At 73.9% G+C, this 22168-nt stretch carries 15 protein-coding genes; 6 read left to right on the top strand and 9 right to left on the bottom strand.

What is annotated here, in order from left to right; translation table 11 throughout:
• Window positions 1-25: 25 nt before the first annotated feature.
• Complete coding sequence (locus ACGFIM_RS07020) at window positions 26-1234, bottom strand: acetate/propionate family kinase (RefSeq protein ID WP_393195905.1); 1209 nt, start codon at window positions 1232-1234, stop codon at window positions 26-28.
• A gap of 115 nt (window positions 1235-1349) precedes the next feature.
• On the opposite strand from ACGFIM_RS07020, the gene ACGFIM_RS07015 reads away from it, so the two are divergent.
• The 3 genes from ACGFIM_RS07015 to ACGFIM_RS07005 are packed head-to-tail and all read left to right on the top strand — an operon-like array spanning window position 1350 to window position 4833.
• Window positions 1350-1838, top strand: coding sequence for a (2Fe-2S)-binding protein (locus tag ACGFIM_RS07015; RefSeq protein ID WP_393195902.1), 489 nt, complete (start codon window positions 1350-1352; stop codon window positions 1836-1838).
• Entirely contained in the window at window positions 1835-2803 is a 969-nt protein-coding gene (locus ACGFIM_RS07010; RefSeq protein ID WP_393195899.1) for an FAD binding domain-containing protein, read from the top strand. Before ACGFIM_RS07015 ends, ACGFIM_RS07010 begins: the two co-directional genes overlap by 4 nt.
• Window positions 2800-4833 carry a xanthine dehydrogenase family protein molybdopterin-binding subunit gene (locus ACGFIM_RS07005; RefSeq protein WP_393195897.1) on the top strand — a complete coding sequence of 678 codons (2034 nt, stop codon included), beginning with the start codon at window positions 2800-2802 and terminating at the stop codon, window positions 4831-4833. Before ACGFIM_RS07010 ends, ACGFIM_RS07005 begins: the two co-directional genes overlap by 4 nt.
• A 39-nt stretch (window positions 4834-4872) precedes the next feature.
• On the opposite strand, the gene ACGFIM_RS07000 is transcribed toward ACGFIM_RS07005, so the two are convergent.
• The 8 genes from ACGFIM_RS07000 to ACGFIM_RS06965 form a co-directional block, all read right to left on the bottom strand.
• Window positions 4873-5190, bottom strand: a complete 318-nt coding sequence (locus tag ACGFIM_RS07000; RefSeq protein WP_393195894.1) for a cation:proton antiporter — start codon at window positions 5188-5190, stop codon at window positions 4873-4875.
• Window positions 5187-5471, bottom strand: coding sequence for a monovalent cation/H+ antiporter complex subunit F (locus ACGFIM_RS06995; RefSeq protein ID WP_393195891.1), 285 nt, complete (start codon window positions 5469-5471; stop codon window positions 5187-5189). The genes ACGFIM_RS07000 and ACGFIM_RS06995 overlap by 4 nt, the downstream gene beginning before the upstream one ends.
• Window positions 5468-6001 (bottom strand): Na+/H+ antiporter subunit E, encoded by a 534-nt coding sequence (locus ACGFIM_RS06990; protein ID WP_393195888.1) that lies wholly within the window; start codon window positions 5999-6001, stop codon window positions 5468-5470. The genes ACGFIM_RS06995 and ACGFIM_RS06990 overlap by 4 nt, the downstream gene beginning before the upstream one ends.
• Window positions 6002-6023: 22 nt before the next feature.
• A complete protein-coding gene (locus tag ACGFIM_RS06985) occupies window positions 6024-7586 on the bottom strand; it encodes a Na+/H+ antiporter subunit D (RefSeq protein WP_393195885.1) in 1563 nt (520 codons plus the stop codon).
• Between the two features lie 79 nt (window positions 7587-7665).
• The gene (locus tag ACGFIM_RS06980; RefSeq protein ID WP_393195882.1) at window positions 7666-8478 is read right to left on the bottom strand and encodes a Na(+)/H(+) antiporter subunit C; all 813 of its coding nucleotides are present in this window, start codon (window positions 8476-8478) and stop codon (window positions 7666-7668) included.
• Window positions 8475-11240 (bottom strand): Na+/H+ antiporter subunit A, encoded by a 2766-nt coding sequence (locus ACGFIM_RS06975; RefSeq protein ID WP_393195879.1) that lies wholly within the window; start codon window positions 11238-11240, stop codon window positions 8475-8477. The genes ACGFIM_RS06980 and ACGFIM_RS06975 overlap by 4 nt, the downstream gene beginning before the upstream one ends.
• A gap of 420 nt (window positions 11241-11660) precedes the next feature.
• Window positions 11661-12953, bottom strand: a complete 1293-nt coding sequence (locus ACGFIM_RS06970) for an alpha/beta hydrolase (RefSeq protein WP_393195876.1) — start codon at window positions 12951-12953, stop codon at window positions 11661-11663.
• 1714 nt (window positions 12954-14667) lie between these two features.
• Entirely contained in the window at window positions 14668-15087 is a 420-nt protein-coding gene (locus ACGFIM_RS06965) for an SRPBCC family protein (RefSeq protein ID WP_393195873.1), read from the bottom strand.
• Between the two features lie 131 nt (window positions 15088-15218).
• Here ACGFIM_RS06965 and ACGFIM_RS06960 point away from each other — a divergent pair, with 131 nt between their 5' ends.
• From ACGFIM_RS06960 to ACGFIM_RS06950, 3 genes are read left to right on the top strand one after another with little or no spacing between them, the layout of a single operon-like run.
• Complete coding sequence (locus tag ACGFIM_RS06960) at window positions 15219-16772, top strand: TIGR02677 family protein (RefSeq protein ID WP_393195870.1); 1554 nt, start codon at window positions 15219-15221, stop codon at window positions 16770-16772.
• The gene (locus ACGFIM_RS06955; RefSeq protein ID WP_393195867.1) at window positions 16769-17983 is read left to right on the top strand and encodes a TIGR02678 family protein; all 1215 of its coding nucleotides are present in this window, start codon (window positions 16769-16771) and stop codon (window positions 17981-17983) included. Before ACGFIM_RS06960 ends, ACGFIM_RS06955 begins: the two co-directional genes overlap by 4 nt.
• On the top strand, window positions 17983-22026 hold the full coding sequence (locus tag ACGFIM_RS06950) for a TIGR02680 family protein (protein ID WP_393195864.1): 4044 nt from the start codon (window positions 17983-17985) through the stop codon (window positions 22024-22026). The genes ACGFIM_RS06955 and ACGFIM_RS06950 overlap by 1 nt, the downstream gene beginning before the upstream one ends.
• The last annotated feature ends 142 nt before the right edge of the window (window positions 22027-22168 follow it).

Below are 22168 nucleotides of genomic sequence, written 5' to 3'. Positions count from 1 at the left end.
CCCGCGGGGCGGCGGAGGCGGCCGGTCACAGCGTGGGGTCCGCCTCAGGGCCGTCCAGGAGCAGCAGGCACTCGCGGGCCAGCTGCAGCTCCTCGCGCACCTGTACGACCAGGACGGGGATGCCGGCCCCGTACGCGCTGACCGGCCCGTCGTCGGACCGCTCCCGCAGCTGCGGCGCCTCGATGCCGAGCGGGCCGAGCCGGCGGCAGACCGCCTCGCGCACCTCCGGCTGGTCCCAGCCGATCTCCCCGGTGAAGACCAGCGCGTCCACGCGCGGCAGCGAGGTGGCCGCGGCGGCGACCTCCTCGGCCACCCGGCGGGCGAACACCCGCAGCGCCAGCTCGGCCGCCGCGTCGCCGTCGCGTCCGGCCGCCACCAGCTCGCGCGTGTCGCCGGAGCGCCCGCCCGACAGGCCGAGCAGACCGGAGCGGCGCTGCAGGCCCTCGCCCAGCTCGGCGACCGTCAGGTGGCCCTGCTCCAGCAGCCACACCAGCATGCCGGGGTCCACGCTGCCGGACCTCCTGCTCATCGGCAGGCCGTCGAGCGGCGTGAAGCCCATCGAGGTGAACACGCTGCGCCCGCCGGACAGCGCGCACACCGACGCGCCGCCGCCCAGGTGCGCAAGCACCAGCTCGAGCTCGGTCACCGGCCGCCCGAGCAGCTCGGCCACCCGGTCGGCGGCCCAGGCGTAGGACAGGCCGTGGAAGCCGTAGCGGCGCAGGCCGTGGCGCTCGCGCCACTCGGGCGGCAGCGCGTACACGGCGGCCTCGTCGGGCAGGCCGGCGTGGAAGGCGGTGTCGGGGCAGAGCACGTGCGGCACGGCGGGAAGCTGCTCGCGGGCGGCGTCCAGCAGGTCGAGCGCGGGCGGCAGGTGCAGCGGGGCCAGGCCGGTCAGCCCGCGCAACGCGGCCACGGTCTCGTCGTCGGCGACGGCGGGGGCGCGCAGCACGTCGCCGCCGTGCACCAGCCGGTGTGCCACGGCCCTGATGTCGCGGTCGAAGTGCCCGCCCAGGAAGTCGGCCAGCGCCTTGGAAGCCGAGGTCGCGGCGCCCGCCTCCCCGTCCGCGCCCCCGCCGGACGCGGGCGAGCCGTCCGGGCTCGCGGCGAGGTCGGCGTGGTGGCCGTCGATCACGCAGCCGCCCTGGACGAGGTCGAGCCGCAGGCTCGACGAGCCCGCGTTCACGGTGAGTATCGCCGCCTGCCGGTCCGCCTGCTCGTCCAAGGCCAGCCCCATGCCCGCCCGGCTACCCGCCACAACCCCGGCAAAACCGGACTTACAGGGATGTAAGGCGGCCGCGCTTTACCGCTCTCAGGGGTTGCCGCTCACAGCGCTCGGGTAGTCGTGCGAAATGAACATCACCCTGCAGGTCAACGGCGTACCGCGCACGGTGGACGCAGACCCGCGAACGTCGCTGCTGGACCTGCTCCGCGAACGCCTCGGGCTCATCGGCGCGAAGAAGGGCTGCGACCACGGCCAGTGCGGCGCCTGCACGGTGCTCATCGACGGGCGGCGGGCCAACGCCTGCCTGGCGCTCGCCGTGGCGGTGGACGGCAGGGAGATCACCACCGTCGAGGGCCTGGCGAACGGCGACGAGCTGCACCCGCTGCAGGCGGCGTTCATCGAGCACGACGCGTTCCAGTGCGGCTACTGCACCCCGGGACAGCTCTGCTCGGCGGCGGGGATGCTGGGCGAGCCTGGCCCGAGCGCCGTCACCGAGGACCTCGCCACCGACCCCGAGCTCACGCCCGAGGAGATCAGGGAGCGGATGAGCGGCAACCTGTGCCGGTGCGGCGCGTACGTCAACATCGTCAGCGCCATCCGCGAGGTGACGTCGTGAAACCCTTCGAGTACGCCCGCGCCGCCACCGCGGCCGAGGCCGTACGCGAGTTCACCCCCGGCACCATGTACCTGGGCGGCGGCACGAACCTGGTGGACCTCATGCGGCTGGGCGTGGCCGAGCCCGAGCGCCTGGTGGACGTCAGCCACCTGCCGCTGGATGAGATCGAGCAGGTACGCGACCGCGTCCGCGTCGGCGCCACCGTGCGCAACACCGACCTGGCCGTGCATCCGCTGATCCGCACCCGCTACCCCATGCTGGCCAGGGCGCTGCTGTCCGGCGCGTCCGGGCAGGTGCGCAACGTCGCCACCGTGGCGGGCAACCTGCTGCAGCGCACCCGCTGCCCGTACTTCCAGGACGTCTCCAGGCCGTGCAACAAGCGCAGGCCGGGCTCCGGCTGCCCGGCCATCGCCGGCGACCACGCAGGCCTGGCCGTGCTCGGCACGTCGGACGCGTGCGTGGCCACCCACCCCTCCGACATGGCGGTCGCGCTGGCCGCGCTGGAGGCCGAGGTGCACGTCACCGGCCCCGGAGGCGACCGCATCGTGCCCATCCCTGGGCTGCACCGGCTGCCCGGCGACCGGCCGGAGCGGGACACCGTGCTGGAGCCGGGCGACCTCATCACCGCGGTCGAGCTGCCAGCGCCGCCTCCGGGCGCCCAGATGTACCGCAAGGTGCGCGAGCGTTCGTCGTTCGCGTTCGCGCTGGTGTCCATCGCCGCCGCGCTCGACGTGCGCGACGGCACGGTGGCCGGCTGCCGCATCGCGCTCGGCGGGGTGGCCCACGTGCCGTGGCGGGCCGAACGCGCCGAGCAGGCGCTGATCGGCGGCCCGGCGACGGGGGAGGCGTTCCTCCAGGCCGCCGAGGCCGAGCTGGAGCAGGCCAGGCCGCTGCCGCGCAACGCCTACAAGGTGCCGCTGGCCCGCAACCTCATCGTCGCCACGCTGGAGGAGCTCGCGCCGTGAACCGCATCGAGGGCCGCGTCAAGGTCACGGGACTGGCCACGTACGCGGCGGAGTACCCGGTCGAGGGCGTCACCTACGCCTGCGCCGTGCAGTCGCGCATCGCCAGGGGTCGCGTCAAGCGGGTGGACGCCGGACCGGCCCTGGAGCTGCCCGGCGTGCTCGCTGTGCTGTCGTGCGAGGACCCGCCGCCGCTGGCCGAGGACGCCGACCCCGAGCTGGCCCTGTTCCAGAGCCGCGAGGTGGCCTACCGCGGCCAGATCGTCGCCGCCGTCGTCGCCGACACCTACGAGCGCGCCCGCGCCGCCGCCGGCGCCGTCCGCGTGGACTACGACCCCGGAGACCACGACGTCACCCTGCGCATGGACCACCCCGGACTCTACCGGCCCGAGGTGGTCAACCCCGGCTATCCGGCCGACACCGAGAAGGGCGACGTCGAAGCCGGGCTGGCCGCCGCCGCGACCACCGTGGACGTCGTCTACGAGACGCCCGTCCTGCACAACAACCCGATGGAACCGCACGCGGCGCTGGCCTATTGGGACGCCGATGGCCGCCTCATGGTGTACGACACCGCGCAGGGCAGCTCCACCAGCCGGAACATGATCGCCCGCACCCTCGGCCTGCCGCGCGAGCAGGTCAGGGTGGTGTCCAGGCACGTCGGCGGCGGGTTCGGCTCGAAGGGCACGACCAGGCCGCAGGCCATCCTGGCCGCGCTGGCCGCCAGGGCGGTGGGCCGCCCGGTGAAGATCGTGCTGACCCGGCAGCAGATGTTCGACGTCACCGGCCACCGCACGCCCACCATCCAGCGGCTGCGGCTCGGCGCGGACGCGGGCGGCCGCCTCACGGCGCTGGAGCACGTGGCGTACGTGCAGACATCGACGCTGGTGGAGTTCGCCGAGCAGACCGCCGTCCCCGCCAGGGTCATGTACGCCACCCCCGCGCTGCGCACCGCGCACCGGGTGGTCCGGCTGGACGTCGCCACCCCCTCGTGGATGCGCGCGCCCGGCGAGTGCCCCGGCATGTACGCGCTGGAGTCCGCCATGGACGAGCTGGCCTGCGCCGCCGGCCTCGACCCCGTCGAGCTGCGGATCCGCAACGAGCCCGAGACCGAGCCGGACAGCGGCCTGCCGTTCAGCTCCCGCCATCTCGTGGGCTGCCTGCGCGAGGGCGCCCGCCGCTTCGGCTGGGAGCACCGCGACCCGAGGCCCGGCGTCAGGCGCGAGGGGGAGTGGCTGATCGGCACCGGCGTGGCTGCCTCCACCTACCCGGCGCGGCGGGCGCCGTCCAAGGCGCTGGCGAAGGTGCTCGACGACGGCGACATCCTCGTCCAGGTGGGCGCCGCCGACATCGGCACCGGCGCGCGCACCGCGCTGACCAGGATCGCCGCCACCGCGTTGAACGTCGCGCCGGAACGCGTGCACGTCGAGCTGGGCGACAGCGACCTGCCGGACGGCCCGGTCGCCGGCGGTTCCATGGGCACCGCCTCGTGGGGCTCGGCCGTCGTACGCGCCTGCGAGGAGCTGGTCAAGGACGGCAAGGAGGGCCGCGCCGACACCACCGACGAGGTCAGGAAGGAGGCCGAGCTGGCCAGGCACGCCTTCGGCGCCCAGTTCGCCGAGGTGCGGGTGAGCGCGGTGACCGGCGAGGTGCGGGTCTCGCGGCTGCTCGGCGTCTTCGCCTGCGGGCACATCGTGGACGCCAAGCTGGCCAGGTCGCAGTTCATCGGCGGCATGACGATGGGGATCGGCATGGCGCTGATGGAGGAGACACTGACCGACGAGGAGTTCGGCGGGTTCCTGCACCGCGACCTCGCGCAGTACCACATCCCGGTCTGCGCCGACGTCCGCGACGTGGAGGCGTACTGGCTGGACGAGCAGGACGACGCGCTCAACCCGATGGGCGCCAAGGGCATCGGCGAGATCGGCATCGTCGGCACCGCGGCCGCCATCGGCAACGCCGTCTTCCACGCCACCGGCCACCGCGTGCGCGACCTGCCGATCACGCCCGCGAAGGTGCTGCGGAACACGGAGTGACGCCGCCTGGGAGCGCAAGGAGACACCGGCGCCGCACGCTCAGTGCCCTGGCGGCAGCCCCGTGTCGTCGCGGGAGGACTGACGGGCGTTGGCCGCCCGCGCCACCATGTACGCGGCGACCGACACGGTGATCACCTGGGAGAGCGCCACGAGCAGCAGCGGCCCCACGTACGCGAGCGACGGCCGGTGCAGCCACAGCGCGAGCAGCACCAGCAGCACGCCGAGCACCTGCGGCTTCGTACCGGCGTGCATGCGCTCCAGCGTGCCGCGGAAGCGCACCAGCCCGATGCCGGCCGACAGCGCGAGCAGCGCGCCCGCCAGCAGGCAGCCGGCCGCGATCATGTCGAGGACGCTCATCGCGGCTCCTCTCCTTCCCGTCTCTCCTCCTTGCCGGAGAAGAAGCGGGCCAGCGACACCGACCCGACGAACCCCAGCAGCGACAGCACCATCAGGATCGGCAGGTCCGAGTAGTCGTCCCTGGCCACCGCGTACGCGCCGGCCGCGCACATCGACAGTGACGTGAACACATCCAGGGCCATCGCCCGGTCCAGCATCGACGGCCCGCGCCCCACCCGGTACAGCGCCGCCGCCGCGCCGCAGCCCAGGAGGGCGAGCGTCACCAGGTACACCGCGTTCACACCAGCTCCTCCGCATCGCGCGCAGTGCCGAAGGCGGCCACGATGCGCTCCTCGAGACCGGCCACGTCCCGGCGCACGGCCTCCGTGATGTCTCCGGGACGGCCCAGCACGTGCAGCAGCAGCTCGCCGGGATAGCGCTCCACGACCAGGCTGCCCGGCACCGTCGAGATCGCCACCATGACCAGCACTGTGATCGGCTCGGACGTCGTGCGCAGCGGCACCCGCACGAACCGGGCCGGCGGATCCCCGGGACGCAGCACGTAGAACACCACCCGCCCCGTCGAGATCACCAGGTCGAAGGCGAAATACGCGAGGAACCGCACCAGCGGGACCGGCCGCAGCCGGACGCCACGCTCGATGGGCGGCATCGGCAGCAGCCACGTCACCACCAGCCCGGTCGCCAGCCCGCCCAGCACGGTGCCCACGCCCACCTCGCCCCACAGCGCCGTCCACGCCAGCGCCAGCCAGGCCACCAGCGGCAGCGACACCCGCCGGCCGAACAGCCGCGGCCGCAGCGCCTCCCGTCTCATCGCCACCTCCCCTTGCCGCCTCTCATCGGGGACGCTCCAGCACCGCCGACACGTACGGCTCCCGCGCCAGCAGCTCGTGCGCCGCCCGCTCGGCCAGCGCCGTCAGCGGCCCCGCCAGCACCGTGAACGACAGCCCCAGCACGACCAGCGCCGCCACCGACAGCGGCAGCGCCGCGGGCAGCGAGGTCGTGGTCACGGTCGGGTCCTCGCCGGTCTGCTCCTCGCTCTCCAGCACCTGGCCCACCGCCGCGGCGCGCGGCGTGCGCCAGAACGCCTTGCCCCAGGCCTTCGCCACCGCGTACAGGGTGAGCAGGCTCGTCGCCAGACCGGTCGTCACCAGCGTCGCCGGCAGCCAGCCGCCCGCCTCCAGACCGGCCTGCACCAGCATCAGCTTGCCCAGGAACCCCGACAGCGGCGGGATGCCCGACAGGTTCATGGCCGGCACGAAGAACAGCACCGCGATCAGCGGCGTCGCCCGCATGAGCCCGCCGAGCCTGGTCACCGACGTCGTGCCGGTGCGCCGCTCCACCAGCCCCGCCACCAGGAACAGGCTCGTCTGCACGGTGATGTGGTGCACCACGTAGAACACCGCGCCCGCCATGCCCGCCGCCGTCGACAGCGCCACCCCGAACACCATGTAGCCGATGTGGCTGACCAGCGTGAAGGAGAGCATCCGCTTCATGTCGGTCTGCGCCACCGCGCCCAGCACCCCGGCCACCATCGTCGCCAGCGCCACCCACATCAGCAGCGTCGAGACCGGCCCCACCGGGAACAGCAGCGCCTCCAGCCGGATGATCGAGTACACGCCGACCTTCGTCAGCAGCCCGGCGAACACGGCCGTGGCGGGGGCGGGCGCCGTCGGGTAGGAGTCGGGCAGCCACGCCGACATCGGGAAGATCGCCGCCTTGATCGCGAAGGCCAGCAGCAGCGTCAGCTCCACCAGCAGCTGCACCTGCCCGGGCAGCGCGGCGAAGCGCTCGGCGAGCTGCGCGAGCGACAGCGTGCCCGTGGCGCCGTACGTGACGGCGAGCGCGATCAGGAACAGCATCGACGAGGCCAGCGCCATCAGCGTGTACGTCGCGCCCGCCCTGATCCGGAACTCGGTGCCGCCGAAGGTCAGCAGCACGTACGAGCCGCTCAGCAGCAGCTCGAACGCCACGAACAGGTTGAACAGGTCGCCGCTGAGAAACGCGTCGGCCACCCCCGCCACCATCACCAGGAACGCCGGATGGAAGATCGCCATCGGGGCGTCGTGCTCCTGCTCGGCGTAGGCGTTGGCGACCGAGTACACCATCACGCAGAGCGTCACCGCCGACGACACCACCAGCACCAGCGTGGACAGGCGGTCGGCGACCAGCGTGATGCCGACCGGGGCCGGCCAGCCGCCCAGCTCCGTCACCAGCGGCCCATGCGTGTCGGCCGCGACCAGCAGCACCACCGACACGCCCAGCGACACGCCCAACGTGATCACACTGATCAGCGACTGCAGCCGGCGCAGCCGCCCGCCGATCGCCAGCTTCACCCCGGCGGCCAGCAGCGGCAGCAGCACGGGCACGCAGACGAGGCTGCTCAGCCCGCCGCTCACCGCCCACCGCCCCTCGGCGGCGGCACGGGCGCGCAGGCGAGGCCGTTCAGGCCGCCGATCACCGCTCACCGCCCATGGCTCAGTCGTCGCCCTCCAGCTCCGGGTCCTCCGCCAGGGCCTGCCTGGCGCGCTCCCGCCTGATGGCCGCGCGCATCTGCTTGCGCGCCTCCCGCTGGCGGGCCTTGAGCTGCTTGCGCAGCTCGCGCTCCCTCGCCTCCTGCCGCTGCCTCCTGCGCTCGAACTCCTCGCGCAGCTGCTCGATGCGCTCGGCGTTGCTGATCGTGCCGGTGTCCTCGCGCAGCCCCACGTCCTCGAAGCGGCGCTGCAGCTCCTCCTCCGACAGGCCCTGCGCGCGCAGCATCCGTATCCACTGCTCCAGCTCGCTGTGCACGCGGGCGATGCGCCGCTCCAGGTCGGCCTCCTCAAGCCGCTCCCGCTCGGCCCGCTCCGCCTCCAGGTTCGCAAGCTCCGCCCGCTGCTCGACGATCAGCCGCCGGTACGCGTCCCGCTTGGCCCGCACGGCATCGCCCAGCTCGCCGCGCCGCGCGCGCAGCCGCACCCGCCGGTCCTCGGTGTCGTCCTGCACCTCGTCGCTGCCGGTGAGCTGCCACGAGCGGTGCACCATGGCCAGCAGGAACCCGGTCACGCCCAGCGTGATGACGATCGCGGTGAGCACCATCGCCTGCGGCAGCGGGTCCGCCATGCCCGTCGTGCCGGTGAACGGCGGGCCGCCCGCGTCCCCGCCCGAGGTGACGATGAGCAGGTTGACGCCGTTGCCCAGCACGATGACGCCGGCCAGCACCCGGACCAGGCTCCGTTCGAGCAGCAGCGTCACGCCCGCCGTGATCATCACGCAGCAGGCGGCGAACGGCACCAGGGAGACGCTGTTCACGGGGTCTCCCCGGCGTCGATCTGCCGGTCCAGCTCCGCGCCCAGCGCGCGCAGCAGGTCCTGCACCATGCCGATGACCGAGACGTACACGCCGAGGTCGAACAGCAGGCCCGTGGACAGGTGCAGGTGGCCCACCAGCGGCACGCTCACGTCCGTCGCCAGCATGTCCATCGCCGCATCGCCGAACAGCAGCCCGATCAGCGCCGTGCCCGCCGACAGCGTCAGCCCCACGCCCATCAGCACGCCCGCGTGCACCGGCACCGCGGCCGCCAGCTCGTTCCTGCCGCCTGCCAGATAGCGCACGGTGATCGCCAGGCCGGCCACGATGCCGCCCGCGAACCCGCCTCCGACCCCGCTGTGCCCGACGAACAGCAGGTACACCGAGAGCACCAGCACCGTGTGGAACGTCAGCCTGGCCGCCACCTCGAACGCCAGCGCCCGCTGGCCGCGCGGCAGCGTCGAGGCCAGCCAGTGCGTGCCCGCCGTCGGGCGGTGCTCGGTCGTGGCCCGCTCGATGGCGTACGACCTGCGCCGCAGGAACACCAGGCTGGTCACGCCCAGCGTCAGCACGATGAGCACCGCGCTCTCGCCCAGCGTGTCCCAGGCGCGCACGTCGAGGATGATGGCGCTGACCACGTTGCCCGCCCCCGCCTCCGCGGCGGCCTCGGGCATCGACGCGCCCACCGGCTCGGTGCCGCGCGCCGCCATCGCCAGCATGCCCGCGCCCGTCGCCACCACGCCCACCGCGAGGCCCACCGCCAGCCGGAACGGCATCGGCAGCCGCCCGCCCGCCGGCTCCACCGGCAGCCGCCGCAGCACCAACGCGAAGATCACCAGGCTCAGCGTCTCGGCGAGGAACTGGGTCAGCGCCAGGTCGGGGGAGCCGTGCACGAGGAACAGCAGCGCCGTGCCGTACCCGGTCAGGCCGATGACGACGGCCACCAGAATGTAGGCGCGGGCGAACATCGCCAGCGCGGCCGCCGCCGCGAGCAGCACCGCGATCACCGGCTGCTCGGGCCGCTGCCAGGGCACGACCGGCACGTCCAGGTGCGGCGGGCCGCCGTACGCGAGGGAGCACACGCCCACACCCACCGTCGCCAGCAGCGTCAGCAGCAGGTAATCCGGCACCGAGCCGCGCTGGATGAGGCCGGTGAACTGGATCGCGAACCGGTCGAGGCGGCGGATCGCCGTCCAGAAGACCTGCCCGGAGTCCACCACGTGCAGCGCCGCACCCGCCTTGGCCATGGGGCCGCGGGCCAGGAACAGCACCAGCCCGGCCGCCAGCGCCGCCGCCGACAGCAGCAGCGGCGTCGAGACGCCGCTCCACGGCGCCAGGTGCGCATCGTGTCCAAGGTCGGCGTACGTGCCGGTGTAGCCGGACATCGCGCCCTCGTACCAGGGGGCCAGCAGCCCCATCGCCAGGCCCAGGGCGGCCAGCAGCACCACGGGGACGGCCATCACCGGCGGCGCCGGCCGCGCAGGGGTCGGGTCGAGCCCCGGCTTGGAGGCGAACGCACCCCACAGGAAGCGCAGCGTGTACGCCGCCGTCAGCGCCGAGCCCGCCACCACCCCCGCCAGCACGGGCGGCGAGTCCAGCAGCGACTCCAGCGCCGCCTCCTTGCCCGCGAACCCCGCCAGCGGCGGCAGCCCCGCCATCGACGCCCCGGCCAGCACCGCCGGCCAGCACGTCCACGGCATCGTCCCGGCCAGCCCGCTCAGCCTGCGCAGGTCCCGCGAGCCCGTCACCCGGTCGAGGATGCCCACCACCAGGAACAGGGCGGCCTTGAACAGCGCGTGCGCGAGCAGCATGCCCACGCCCGCCACCGCCGCCCCCTCGGTGCCGGTGCCGAACAGCAGCGCGAGCAGGCCGAGCTGGCTCACCGTCCCGTACGCGAGCAGCCGCTTCAGATCCGTCTCCCGCAGCGCCCGCCAGCCGCCCAGCAGCATCGTCACCACGCCCAGCGGCACCGCCACCGACCGCCACAGCGCCAGCTCCCCGAACGCCGGCCCCAGCCTGGCCAGCAGGTACACCCCGGCCTTCACCATCGCCGCCGCGTGCAGGTAGGCCGAGACCGGGGTCGGCGCGGCCATCGCGGCCGGCAGCCACGTGCTGAACGGGAAGATCGCCGACTTCGACAGCGCCCCCGCCAGCACCAGCACCAGCGCGACCGGCGCCGCGTCGGGCGGGCGCGCGACGATCTGCGAGATCTGGTACGTGCCCGCCGCCTGCCCCAGCAGCACGAACCCCGCCAGCATCGCCAGCCCGCCGAACGTCGTCACCGACAGCGCCTTCATCGCCGCCTGCCGGCTCGTCCGGCTGGCCGGGTCGTGGCCGATGAGCAGGTAGGAGAAGACCGTCGTCAGCTCCCAGAACACGTACAGCAGGAGCAGGTCGTCGGTCGCGACCAGGCCCAGCATCGAACCGGCGAAGGCCACCATCACCCCGCCGTAGCGGCCCAGCCCCTCCTCGCCCGCCGCGAAGTAGCGGGCGCTGTAGCACAGCACGAGCACGCCGACCCCGGTGACCAGCGCCATCATCAGCACCGTCAGCGGGTCGGCGCGGAACGACAGCTCCAGGCCCAGCACCGGCACCCACGACCTGCTCTCCCGCACCGGCAGGCCGCGCAGCGCCAGCCACCCCGTGTACACCAGCCCGGCCGCCGGAGGCACGGCCAGCACGGCGAACGAGGCCCGTCCCAGGCGGGCCACCAGCCAGGGAGCGCAGACGGCCGCCACCGCGTGCAGGATCAGCAGCGACTCCATGGGCTCCTCGGGAGGGAATTTCCGGCTACGTCCGCCCAATCTCTCCCACGCCGGTGGCACCATCGCGCAGGCGCGGCCAGGGTTGACCCGAACGTCACCACTCCCACACCGAGGTGTGGTGTCACCCCGGACGACGCCTGAAATGACACCGCCACCTGGAACCACTCGGACACCTGGAACCGACGCCTGGAACCGCTCTGACGCTTGCAGCCACGTTGACCCCCGCAACCACCAGAGGCCTGGTGCCTCGGCCTGCGCCTAGACACCTCGGCCTGCGCCCAGGCCGGTGGCGGCGGCGATCGGCCGGGAGGATGAGCCGGGCGACCTCCTGCACGGCCCTCAGACACGGCCGAGGCCTCCTGGCATCGGAAGTGCCAGGAGGCCTCGGCAAGGGATCCTGTGGGTGGCCCTGAGGCCGTCTCAGGCGCTCACCCTCGTGGCGGTGTCCGCCTCATGCGTCTTGCCCGGCTTCTTGTCCGGCTTGCAGGTGGCCGGCCGGGGCGCCTTCGCCGTCAGCAGGTACGCGTCGATCTTGCTGTCCAGGCAGGACGAGCCCCTGCGGTAGCCGGTGTGGCCGTCGGCGTCGTTGGTCAGCAGCACGCCGTGCTCCAGCTGCCGCGCGAGCGCCTGAGCCTCCTTGTACGGCGTCGCCGGGTCACGCGTCGTGCCCACCACCACGATCGGCGGCGCGCCCTTGGCCTGCACCTTCTTCGGCATGCGGCTGCCCTTGACCGGCCAGAACGGGCACGGGCTCTCCGGGTGGTCGACGCAGTTGATGGCCATGAGGGCCTCGAAGCTGTTGTCGTAGCGCCCGTTGGGCCGCCGCCCGTTGCTCTCGTCGGCCAGCAGCAGCAGCTTCGTGCCGTCGCCCTTGAACGCCTCCGCCAGCGCCTTGCGCAGCCGCGGCCACGTCGCCGTCTGGTACATCGAGTACTCGACCGCGCTGCGGACCACGGCCTCGGTGACCTGGCGGGCGTCGTACTCGTTGCGCAGCGGAGCCCGGTCGGCGCGGTCGTAGAGCCGGTCGAGCCTCTTGACCGCCGCCTTCACCGAGTGCTTCTCGAACGGGCAGTCCTTGGTCTTGAAGCAGTTGCGCAGGAACGACTTCGTCGCCAGGGCGAACCCGCGGTCCTGGTCGCGGACGAAGTCGTCGGTGTCCTGCGCCGGGTCCTCGGCGCCGTCCAGCACCATCGCGCGCACCCGGTTTGGGTACATGTCGGCGTACAGCGAGCCGAGGTAGGTGCCGTACGAGAAACCGAGATACGTCAGTTTCTGGTCGCCCAGTGCGGCGCGAATCACGTCCATATCGCGCGCGGCGTCGACCGTGCCGACGTGCGCGAGAAGCTTTTTACCGGAACGCTTCGCGCAGGATTTTGCGAATTCTTTGTCCCACTTTTCCTGACGCTTGACCTCCTCCTCGGTGTCCGGCGTCGGATCGAGGGTGAAGTACGCATCCAGATCGAGCGGCTTCATGCAGTGAACCGGCGACGACCCGCCGACGCCGCGAGGGTCGAAGCTGACCACGTCGAAATGCTCGCGAACCGCCGGTGAAACGACGTCCTTGCTCTGCATCAGCGTGTCCACGCCGGACGCGCCGGGGCCGCCGAAGTTGATCACGAGTGAGCCGATCTTGCGCCCCGTCGCAGGAAGACGCACCATGCTCAGCCCGATGCGGTCTCCCTCGGGGTGCGCGTAGTCCAGCGGGACAGACAATTTCCCGCATTCGTAGCCGTCGCCGCAGCGGGACCAGGCCATGCGCTGTCCATAGAAATCGCCAAGCCGTGCCGGTGCGGCGGCCTGGGCGTGGCCGGTGACTCCGGTAAGGGTCATCAGGCCCGCGACGGCAGGCGTAAGGAAACGGAATAGTCGACGCATGTCTCAGGGGAGGTAGGCAACGGTTTCGTCGTTCTTTATAGACGTTGCTCCAGAGCAGGGGCAAGTCGCAAAAGACCTGAATTCCCGTACGGAAAAAGATCTACGGAACGGTCACCGGATTTCCGGCGTGTCCAGACGCGTGAATCCCCGCCGCCGCAGGGCATTCCGGCGCTGTAAGCGCTCACCGCCCACCACCCGCCCGTCCTCACCTCCCGCCTCGCCCCCGCACACGTCCTCACCCGCGCCTCCGCCACGACCGGTTCCGCCAACGGCCGTCCCCGTGAACGCCCATCCCGCCGACGGCGGCCCCTGCGAACGGCAGGGCGGATTTCGCGGTCGGCGGCGCCTGTGAACGGCGGGGCGGGCTTCGCGGTCGGCGGCCCCTGTGAAGAGCCGCCCTAGCGGATGGCGGCCCCTGCGAAGGGCGGCCCCGGTGGCCGGTGGCTGCTGTGAAGGGCGGGCCTGGCGGTCGGTGGCCCCTGTGAAGGGCGGCCCTCGCGGACGGTCACCCCGTGAAAGGCGGTCGCCGCAGATGGTCGGCACCGCTGAGGACCGCCTTCGTGAACAGGTCGGGCACCACTATCGGCCCACCCCGCAAACGGCCCACACGGCGGTCCCCGTTCTCGGTGCTTATCGGTGTTCGTCGCCCGAGGACCGGGTTGCAGGTGTCACCGCGGCCGGCCCCGGCTGCCCACCGGCCCTCGCCTTCCCACCCGGACGATCGTCGGCCACCGGCCGCACGGAGAGTCCCGCCGCCGGCGGGACGGACACCGTACAGGCGCTCCTCTGCCGGGCGTTGGGTTGGGGCCGCTTGGCGGCGCTGCCTTGGGCGAGGCGGCCCGCATGGGTGCTTCTCCCGAGGGGAACGGGAGCTTCGCCTGGGGCAACGGTGCTTCTGTGGGGTCGGCTGGGTGCTGCACGGGCGTTTCGTCTGCCGGGCGTTGGGTTGGGGCCGCTCGGCGGCGGCGCCGCCTGGGGTGAAGCCGGACCGCACGGACGCTTCTCCGGAGGAAACGGGCGCCTCTCTCGGGGGTAACGGGCGCATTTCTCGGGACAGGCGGGTGCTGCGCGCGCGGGGTCCCTCCCGCCGGTGGCGGGGTGGGCCGGACGGGGTGCTTTCCCCGGCGCCGGAGCGGGCGCTGCACGCTCCCTCCCTCGGATGACACGGTGGCGCACCGGCCTCTCTTCACTCCGATGACGGGGTGGTACCGCAGGGAGCTTCACCCGGGATGGGTGGGTGCTGCACAGGGGTCGCGCCCTCGAGCGGCGGCTCGGGGGCCGCACGGCGGTGCCGCCCCCGAGCGGCGCGGGCCCATTGCACTGCGCCGGTGGCGGATGGGCGTTGTGCGCGCGTCTCCTTTCCGGGTGGCGGGGTGGGCGCGTTGCGTGCGTTCCCTCCGCCGGTGGCGGGATGGGCGCGGTGCGGGCGCTCACTTCCCGGGAAGCGCTCACTTCCCGGGAAGGGGGTTGCACGTGTGGTCCCCCCACCCCGGGTGGTCTCTCCCTGCGGGGCGGGGTGGGGATGTGCGGCGTCCCCGGGTCGGCGGGGTGGTCAGCCGGCGTCGGAGACGCGGCGCTGGACCTCGCCGGCGAGGTTGTCGAGCGAGCGGTCGAGGAGACCGCGGACCTCGTCGGCGCGGGCCCCCGTGTCGGGCTCGTCGAGGAGGCTGATGTGGACGGTCACCTCGCTGGTGCCGGCGGCCGCGTCGGATACCTGGAGCCAGCCCGAGTAGTCGGGGTGGTCGCGCCCGCCCCACTCCACTCTCAGCTGCTCCTCCGAGGCGCGGATGAGCCCTTCGTGCCGCCCGGAGCCGGGCACCAGCGACCCGCCGGCCTCCACGGTGCCGGGTCCCGCGTCGTGGACCGACAGGCCCTGCGGCAGCCACCGGTCCATCAGTTGCACATCGGATGCGACTCCGAACACCACCATGCTCTCCGCCGGCATCCCGCGAGTCGCCTCGAACTCGGCCATACCGTCCCCCCGGATCGCTGGGTTCCCATGCCAGCGCCGTACCCCCGTGATGTGCGGGCAAACAGCGGTCCCGGCGACGGTCGGTCCCGCTACGGTTGCACGGGGTAATCGAGCGGTGAGGGGAGCGGGTGATGGCGAGCGCGCCACAGGTGCCGCCGGAGATGTTCCGGTTCACCACGACGGAGCGGGCCGACCTGCACACGGCGGTGCTCTTCGCCTTCGGCGAGGCCGACGAGCGACTGGAGACGGCGCTGACCGCCGACGAGGTGCGCGAGCGGCTGCGCGCCACCGGCTGCTACGCCCCGGTGGGCGAGCAGGACCTGGCGGGCACGCTGCGGCAGCTGGCCGGGTGGGGGCTGCTCGATGTGGTCTTCGACCATTCGGGCGGTTTCGCCACCGCTGAGGAGTTCGAGCGCAGGAACCTGCAGTACGCGCTCACCAGGCGCGGCGCGGCGGCCATCGCCGGGCTGCAGCACGCGATGGCGGTGCTGGAGACGGGAGGGGCGCTGCAGACCGCGGTGCTCGACGCGATCGCCGAGCGCCTCGCCGAGCTGGGCGAGCTGCTGCGCGACCCCGGCCCGGGCCGCAACCGGCGCATCTTCGCCTGCCTGCTGGAGCTGGAGTGTCATCTCGACGCGCTGCGCGCCGACACCCGCCGCTTCAACGCCGAGCTGCAGCGGCTGCTGCGCGCCGAGGGCACGAACCTCGCGACGTTCCACGAGGTCAAGACCGCCACCGTCGCCTATCTGCAGGACTTCGTGACGGATCTGGAGCAGCGCGGCGACACCATCGCCGCCGCCGTGCGGGCCATCGCCGAGCAGGGGGTCGAGACGCTGCACGCCCGCGCGCTCGACGGGGCGGACCTGCCGAAGGTGCCGGGGGCCGACCACGCCACGCCCTGGCTGGCGGCGCGGGCCGAGCAGTGGGAGCGGCTGCTGGCCTGGTTCGCGCCCGGGGACGGCAGCATGCCGAGGGTGCGCAGGCTGCACGACGTGGCCAGGCGGGCCATCGTGGCGCTGCTGCAGGTGCTCGACCGCATCACCGACTCCCGCCGCCGCTCCTCCAGCGCCGCGGCGGACTTCCGTACGCTGGCCCGCTGGTTCGCCACGGCGCCCGCCGAGGACGACGCGCACCGGCTGTGGGACGCGGCGTTCGGGCTCGGCTCGGCCAGGCACGCCCATCTCGGCCACGCCGACGCCGAGCTGATCCCGCCGGGTGTGCCGTGGGCCGAGGCCGAGCCCGTCGAGGTGTCGGCGCTGCTGCGGGCCAGGGGACGCACCGAGCGGATGGGCCGCACGGGCAGGGTGCGCGACGTGGCCGAGCTGCGGGCGCGCCGGCGGGTCCAGGCCGAGCGCGAGCGCGCCGAGCTGGAGGCCGCGTGGGCGGCGCTGGCCACGACGGGCCCGATCAGGCTGTCGCAGCTCGGCGAGCTCGACCACGACGCCTTCGGCCGGCTGCTCGACCTGATCGGCAGGGCGCTGGCCGAGCGGCCGGACCCGACCGGGTTCCGGCGGGCGGTCACCTCCGACGGCCGGGTGGAGATCGTGCTGCGCGCCCCCGACGACACGCCGACCGGCCGCGCGGTGGCGGTGCTGCGTACGTCGGAGGGCTGGTTCCGCACCCCCGACTACCTCATCGACGTGCGCGCGCCGGGAGCGCTGCGCGAGCGGGTGGTGGGCGCGTGAGCACCCTCGCCAACCAGCTCGTACGCGCCGAGAAGGAAGAGCTGGCCCGCGCCATCAGGACCCTGCTCGGCCGCCCCCTCGTCTCCGCGCACGACGACCCGGCCGCCTTCGACCTGGTCAGGAAGCGGCGCGGCCCGCTGATCCAGTGGTTCGACTACTTCTGCGGCTGGCGGCTGATCGTGGAGCCCCGCCAGGGGTACGCCCGCCTGGTCAAGGTCAGGTCCGAGCCGGGCGCCACCCGGCCGGCCCGGCGCCGCCGCACCACCAGGGCGCCGTTCGACCGCCGCCGCTACACGCTGCTGTGCCTGTGCGCGGCCGAGCTGCTCACCTCGCCCGTCACCACGATCGGGATGCTGGCGAGCCGGGTGGCGCAGGCCGCCGCCGTGGAGCCGGGGGTGCCCGCGTTCGAGCCGGTGCGGGTGGAGGAGCGCGCCGCGTTCGTGGACGCGGTCAAGCTGCTCGAACACTACGGCGCGCTCACCGCGATGGACGGAGCCACCGACGCCTACCTCGACGACGAGGAGGCCAAGGTGCTCTACCAGGTGGACACCACGCGCATCATCCGCCTGCTGGCCGCCCCCGTGCCGCCGTCGGAGGCGGCGGCCGGGACACTGCTCGAGAGCGCGTGGGAGGGCGGAGGGCCGCCGGCCGCGCTGACCGCCGAGGCGCGCTACGGCGCGGGCGAGCCCAGCGAGACCCAGCGCGCCCTGCACGCCCGCCACACGCTCATCCGCCGCCTGCTGGACGAGCCCGTCGTCTACCGCGACGAGCTGACCCCCGCGCAGGCGGCCTACGCCGCCTCCCTGACCGGCCGCAGGATCCTGCGCCGCGCCGCGGAGGAGGCCGGGTTCGTGCTGGAGGAGCGGGCCGAGGGGTTCCTACTGGTGGACCCCGACGGCATCGCCACCGACAGCAGGTTCCCCGACGACGGCAACCACGCCAAGGTGGCCGCCCTGCTCATGCTCGACCTGCTCGTCACCTCGGGCCCGGTCAGCGCCGCCCGGCTCGACGAGGAGGCCGCCGAGCTGCTGCGCCGCTTCCCGCAGTGGGCCAAGGCGTACCAGTCGGACGGCGGCGGGCCGCGGCTGGCCGCCGACGCGCTTGAGGTGCTCGTGCGGTTCGGGCTCGCCCGCCGTACGGGTGACCGGGTCGCGGCCCTGCCCGCCGCGGCCCGCTACCGGGTCGATCGCGCGGCCGTACAGGAGGATTGATGACCGTTACCGAGCTCGCCCCGCAGCGCGCCGCGCAGGGGATGGACGCCCGCTGGGTTCCGGTGCGCGCCGGGATACTCAACGTCTGGCGCTACTACGACGAGGTGTTCGAGTTCCACCGGGGACGGCTGCTGCTGCGCGGCCCCAACGGCAGCGGCAAGTCGAAGGTGCTGGAGCTGCTGCTGCCGTACCTGCTGGACGCCAGCCTCAAGCCGAGCAGGCTGTCCACGTTCGGCGGTGGCGAGCGGACCATGCACTGGAACCTCATGGGCGACGGCGCGGGCGGCGGCACCACCCGCGTCGGCTATGTGTGGCTGGAGTTCCGCCACGCCGACGGCCGCTGGTTCACCTGCGGGGCGCGGCTGCAGGCCACCGTGCACACCAAGAACGTCACCGCCACCTACTTCACCACCGACGCCCGCGTGGACGCCCCCGACGGCATCAGGCTCACCGGCGAGGGCGGCCAGCCGCTGACCAAGGCGCAGCTCATCGACGAGCTGGGCCCGTCCGGCACCGTGCACGAGACCGCCGAGTCCTACCGCGACGTCGTCCGCAGGACGCTCTACCGCGAGCTGAACGAGCAGCGCTACGACTCCCTGCTGACCGCGCTGCGCCAGCTCCGCACCCCCAAGCTGTCGGAGCGCCTCGACCCCGGGCTGCTGTCCGACCTGCTGTCCAGCGCCCTGCCGCCGCTCGGCGAAGGCGAGATCCACGAGATCGCCGAGGGGTTCGAGCGGCTGGACCGGCAGCGCGAGGAGCTGCGGCGGCTCGACCGCGACGTGGAGGAGGCCGACCGGCTGGCCGAGCGGCAGCGCGGCTACGCCCAGCGGGTGCTGCGGGCCGCCGCCGCGGCGGTGACCTCCGCCTGGGAGCGGGTGGAGTCGCTGGCCGCCGAGGTCAAGGAGCGGCGCGAGGCGCTCAAGGAGGCCGAGCGGGAGCTCGCCGCCACGACGGTGCGGCTGGGTGAGGAGGAGGCGCGCGAGCTGGCTCTCGCGGCGCGGATCGACGGGCTGAAGGAGAGCGAGGCCTACCGCGAGGGCGGTGACCTGCACCGGCTGCGCAGCGAGGCCCAGGCGGCGCACGAGACGGCGGCCCGGCTGCGCGACCAGGCGGGGCAGGCGGCCAGGGAGGTCTCGGCCCGGCAGGAACGCGCCGAGCGCGCCGCGGCCGCCGCCCGCACGGCCGCCGCCCTGGCCGAGCGCGCCCGCGCCGAGGCCCGGCAGGCGGCCGCCCGCGCCGGGCTGCTCTCCGTCCACGAGGAGGCCGAGCACCCCGGCGGGGACGTGAAGGCCGGCGCGGGCGATGCGGAGGCCGCCGTACGGCGGGCGCGCGAGCTGTCGCGGGCCGCCGTGACCAGCAGGACCGCGCAGATCCGCGAGGTCAGGGCCGGGGTGCTGGCCCACGAGGAGGCCGTCGGCCGTCGCACCGCGGCCGAGCGCGACCGCGACGAGGCCCGCGACGACCTGGCCGCCGCGCACGAGGAGCGCGAGCGGGCCGAGCGCCTGCGCGACGAGCGGGCCCGCGACCTCGCCGCCGCGCTGGCCGACTGGGCGGGCGGCTGCACGCAGCTCCAGCTCGACCCCGCCACGCTGGCCGGGCTCGCCGAGGACTTCGAGCGGGCCGACGACCTGGTGAGCACCGCGCGTACGATGGCCGCCGTCGAGCTGGCCGCCCGCGAGCAGCAGCTCACCGGGCTGCGTGACCGCCTGGCCGCGGAACGGGCCGAGCTCGCCGAGGAGCGCGAGCGCCTCAGCGACCAGACGGCGCTCGAACCGCCCGCACCGCCCACCCGCACCGCCACGGGCCGGCTGGCCCGCCCGGGCATACCGCTGTGGCGGGCGGTGGCGTTCCGTTCGGGGCTCGATCCGGTGGCGCAGGCGGGCGTGGAGGCGGCGCTGGAGGCGTCCGGGCTGCTCAACCTGTGGCTGCGGCCGGACGGCGGGTTCGACCCCGGCGAGCACGACGCGTTCGCGGTCGCCGCGCTGGCCCGCCCCGCGCCCGGCTACAGCCTGGCCCACGTGCTGCTCACCGAGCCGGACTCGCCGGTCTCGGCGGACGCCGTGCTGGGCGGCATCGCGTTCGCGCCCACCGCGATCGGTGTCGACCACCCGGCGGTCATCGGCGCGGACGGCACCTGGCGGCTCGGTCCCGCGGCGGGCCGCTGGGTCAAGCCGGAGCCCGCCTACATCGGCGCGACCGCCAGGGAACGCGCGAGGCGCCGCCGCGTCGCCGAGCTGGACGACCGGCTGGGCGAGCTGGCCGGGCGGATCGCCGAGTGCGACCACCTGCTCGCCGTGGTGGACGCCGACCGCGAGACGCTGGCCGCCGAGCTGCGCCGCAGGCCCGACAGGAGGCCGTACGCGCAGGCCCTGCAGGCGCTCGACGGCGCCGAGCGCAAGGCGGCGCTGCTCGAGGACCGGCTGCGCGCGTACGAGGAGCGGCTGCACGAGCGCGAGCAGGACGTGGCCAGGTCGCTGCGCCGCCTGACCGAGCTGGCCGACCGGCACGCGCTGCCCGCCGCGCCGTCCGCGCTGGACAATCTGGAGCAGGCGCTGCGCACCGCCGAGACGACCGGCGCGGTCTGGCACGACCGCCGCGCCGACGCCCGCGCCGCCGCGGAGAACGCCAGGCTGGCGGCCGAGACCGCCGCCCAGTACGAGCGGCTCGCCCTCGACGCCGTCGAACGCGCCGAGCGCGCCGCGTCCGCCGCCGTCGTGCTGGCCGAGCGGCTGGCCGCGATCGAGGCCGCGGTGGGCACCGAGCAGCACGAGGCGCTCGCCAGGCTCCAGGAGGCCCAGGCCGCCTACCAGGAGTGCCGGCAGGCCATCAAGCAGGTCAACGACGGGCTGGCCAGGATCAACGCCCGCCTGGGCCGGCTCAGGGGCGAGCTGGGCGCGGCCGAGGAGCGGCACGCCGAGGCGGCGCGGGCCCGCGAGGCGGTCTCGGAGCGCTTCCGCCGGCTGATGGCCGGGCACCTGCCGGCGGACGCGCGGGTGACGGCCGCCTCCGCCCCCGAGGCCGGCGGGCGGGCTGTGCTGGAGGCGGCCCTGGCGGTGACCGCCGAGCTGGAGGCGGTCCCGTACGAGCACAAGCACGTCAGGGAGGCTGAGGCGCGGCTGCGCGACGCCTTCCACCACGCCAGGGAGGCGCTGGCCGGGCGGGCCGACCTGGAGCTGACCCCCGACGAGGACGTGCAGGTGCTCACCGCCACCGTGGGCGGCGTGCGCGCCGGCGCGGCGGCGCTGTGCAGGGCGCTGCACAAGGAGCGGGACGCGCGCCGCCGCGACATCACCGAGGCCGAGCGCGACCTGTTCGACCGCACGCTGGCCGGCGACACCAGGCGGCATCTCGCCGACCGCATCAGGCAGGCGACGGCGCTGGTCGAGGCCATGAACCAGCGTCTGGAACGGGTGCGCACCGCCTCGAAGGTCGCGGTGCGGCTGGTCTGGCAGGTCGATCCCACGCAGTCGCCCGGCACCCGTGCGGCCCGTGACCTGCTGCTGCGCGACCCGGCCGGTCTCAGCGAGGCCGACAAGGAGGCTCTGTACGTCTTCTTCAGGGAGCGCATCGAGGAGGCGCGGGCCGACGACTCGTCGGCGAGCTGGGAGGACCAGCTCATGAAGGTGCTCGACTACACCGCCTGGCACCGGTTCGTGGTCAAGCTCGACCGGGGCGACGGCCAGGGCTGGCAGGAGCTGACGCGGAAGCTGCACGGGGCGCTGTCGGGCGGGGAGAAGGCGATCGCGCTGCACCTGCCGCTGTTCGCCGCCGTGGCCGCGCACTATCTGACCGATCCGGGCTGCCCGCGCTTCATCCTGCTGGACGAGGTGTTCGTGGGCGTGGACAGGGCCAACAGGGGCCAGGTGTTCGATCTGCTGGTGAACCTCGGGCTGGACATGGTCCTGACCTCCGACCACGAGTGGTGCGAGTACCGCGAGCTGGACGGCATCGCCATCCACCAGCTCATCACGGGCGACGGCGACGACGCGGTGACGACGGCGAGGTTCGTCTGGAACGGCTACCGCACGGTGCTGGCCGAGTGAGCGCAGGAGGCGTTTCATGCGACCGACCAGTGTCTAAATCGTTTTAGAACGTTTATGGCCGGGAGCGGGCCGGAGGCGAAGAGTATTGACACGTAACTCCCCGCCGTTTTACGTTCTGGACACATTAAAACGTTTCGCCGAC

It is taken from the genome of Nonomuraea sp. NPDC049309, from assembly GCF_043196965.1.
GTDB classification, from domain to species: domain Bacteria; phylum Actinomycetota; class Actinomycetes; order Streptosporangiales; family Streptosporangiaceae; genus Nonomuraea; species Nonomuraea fastidiosa.
The sequence above is the reverse complement of the archived record's forward strand: the minus strand, read 5'-3'. Positions and strand labels throughout refer to the sequence as shown.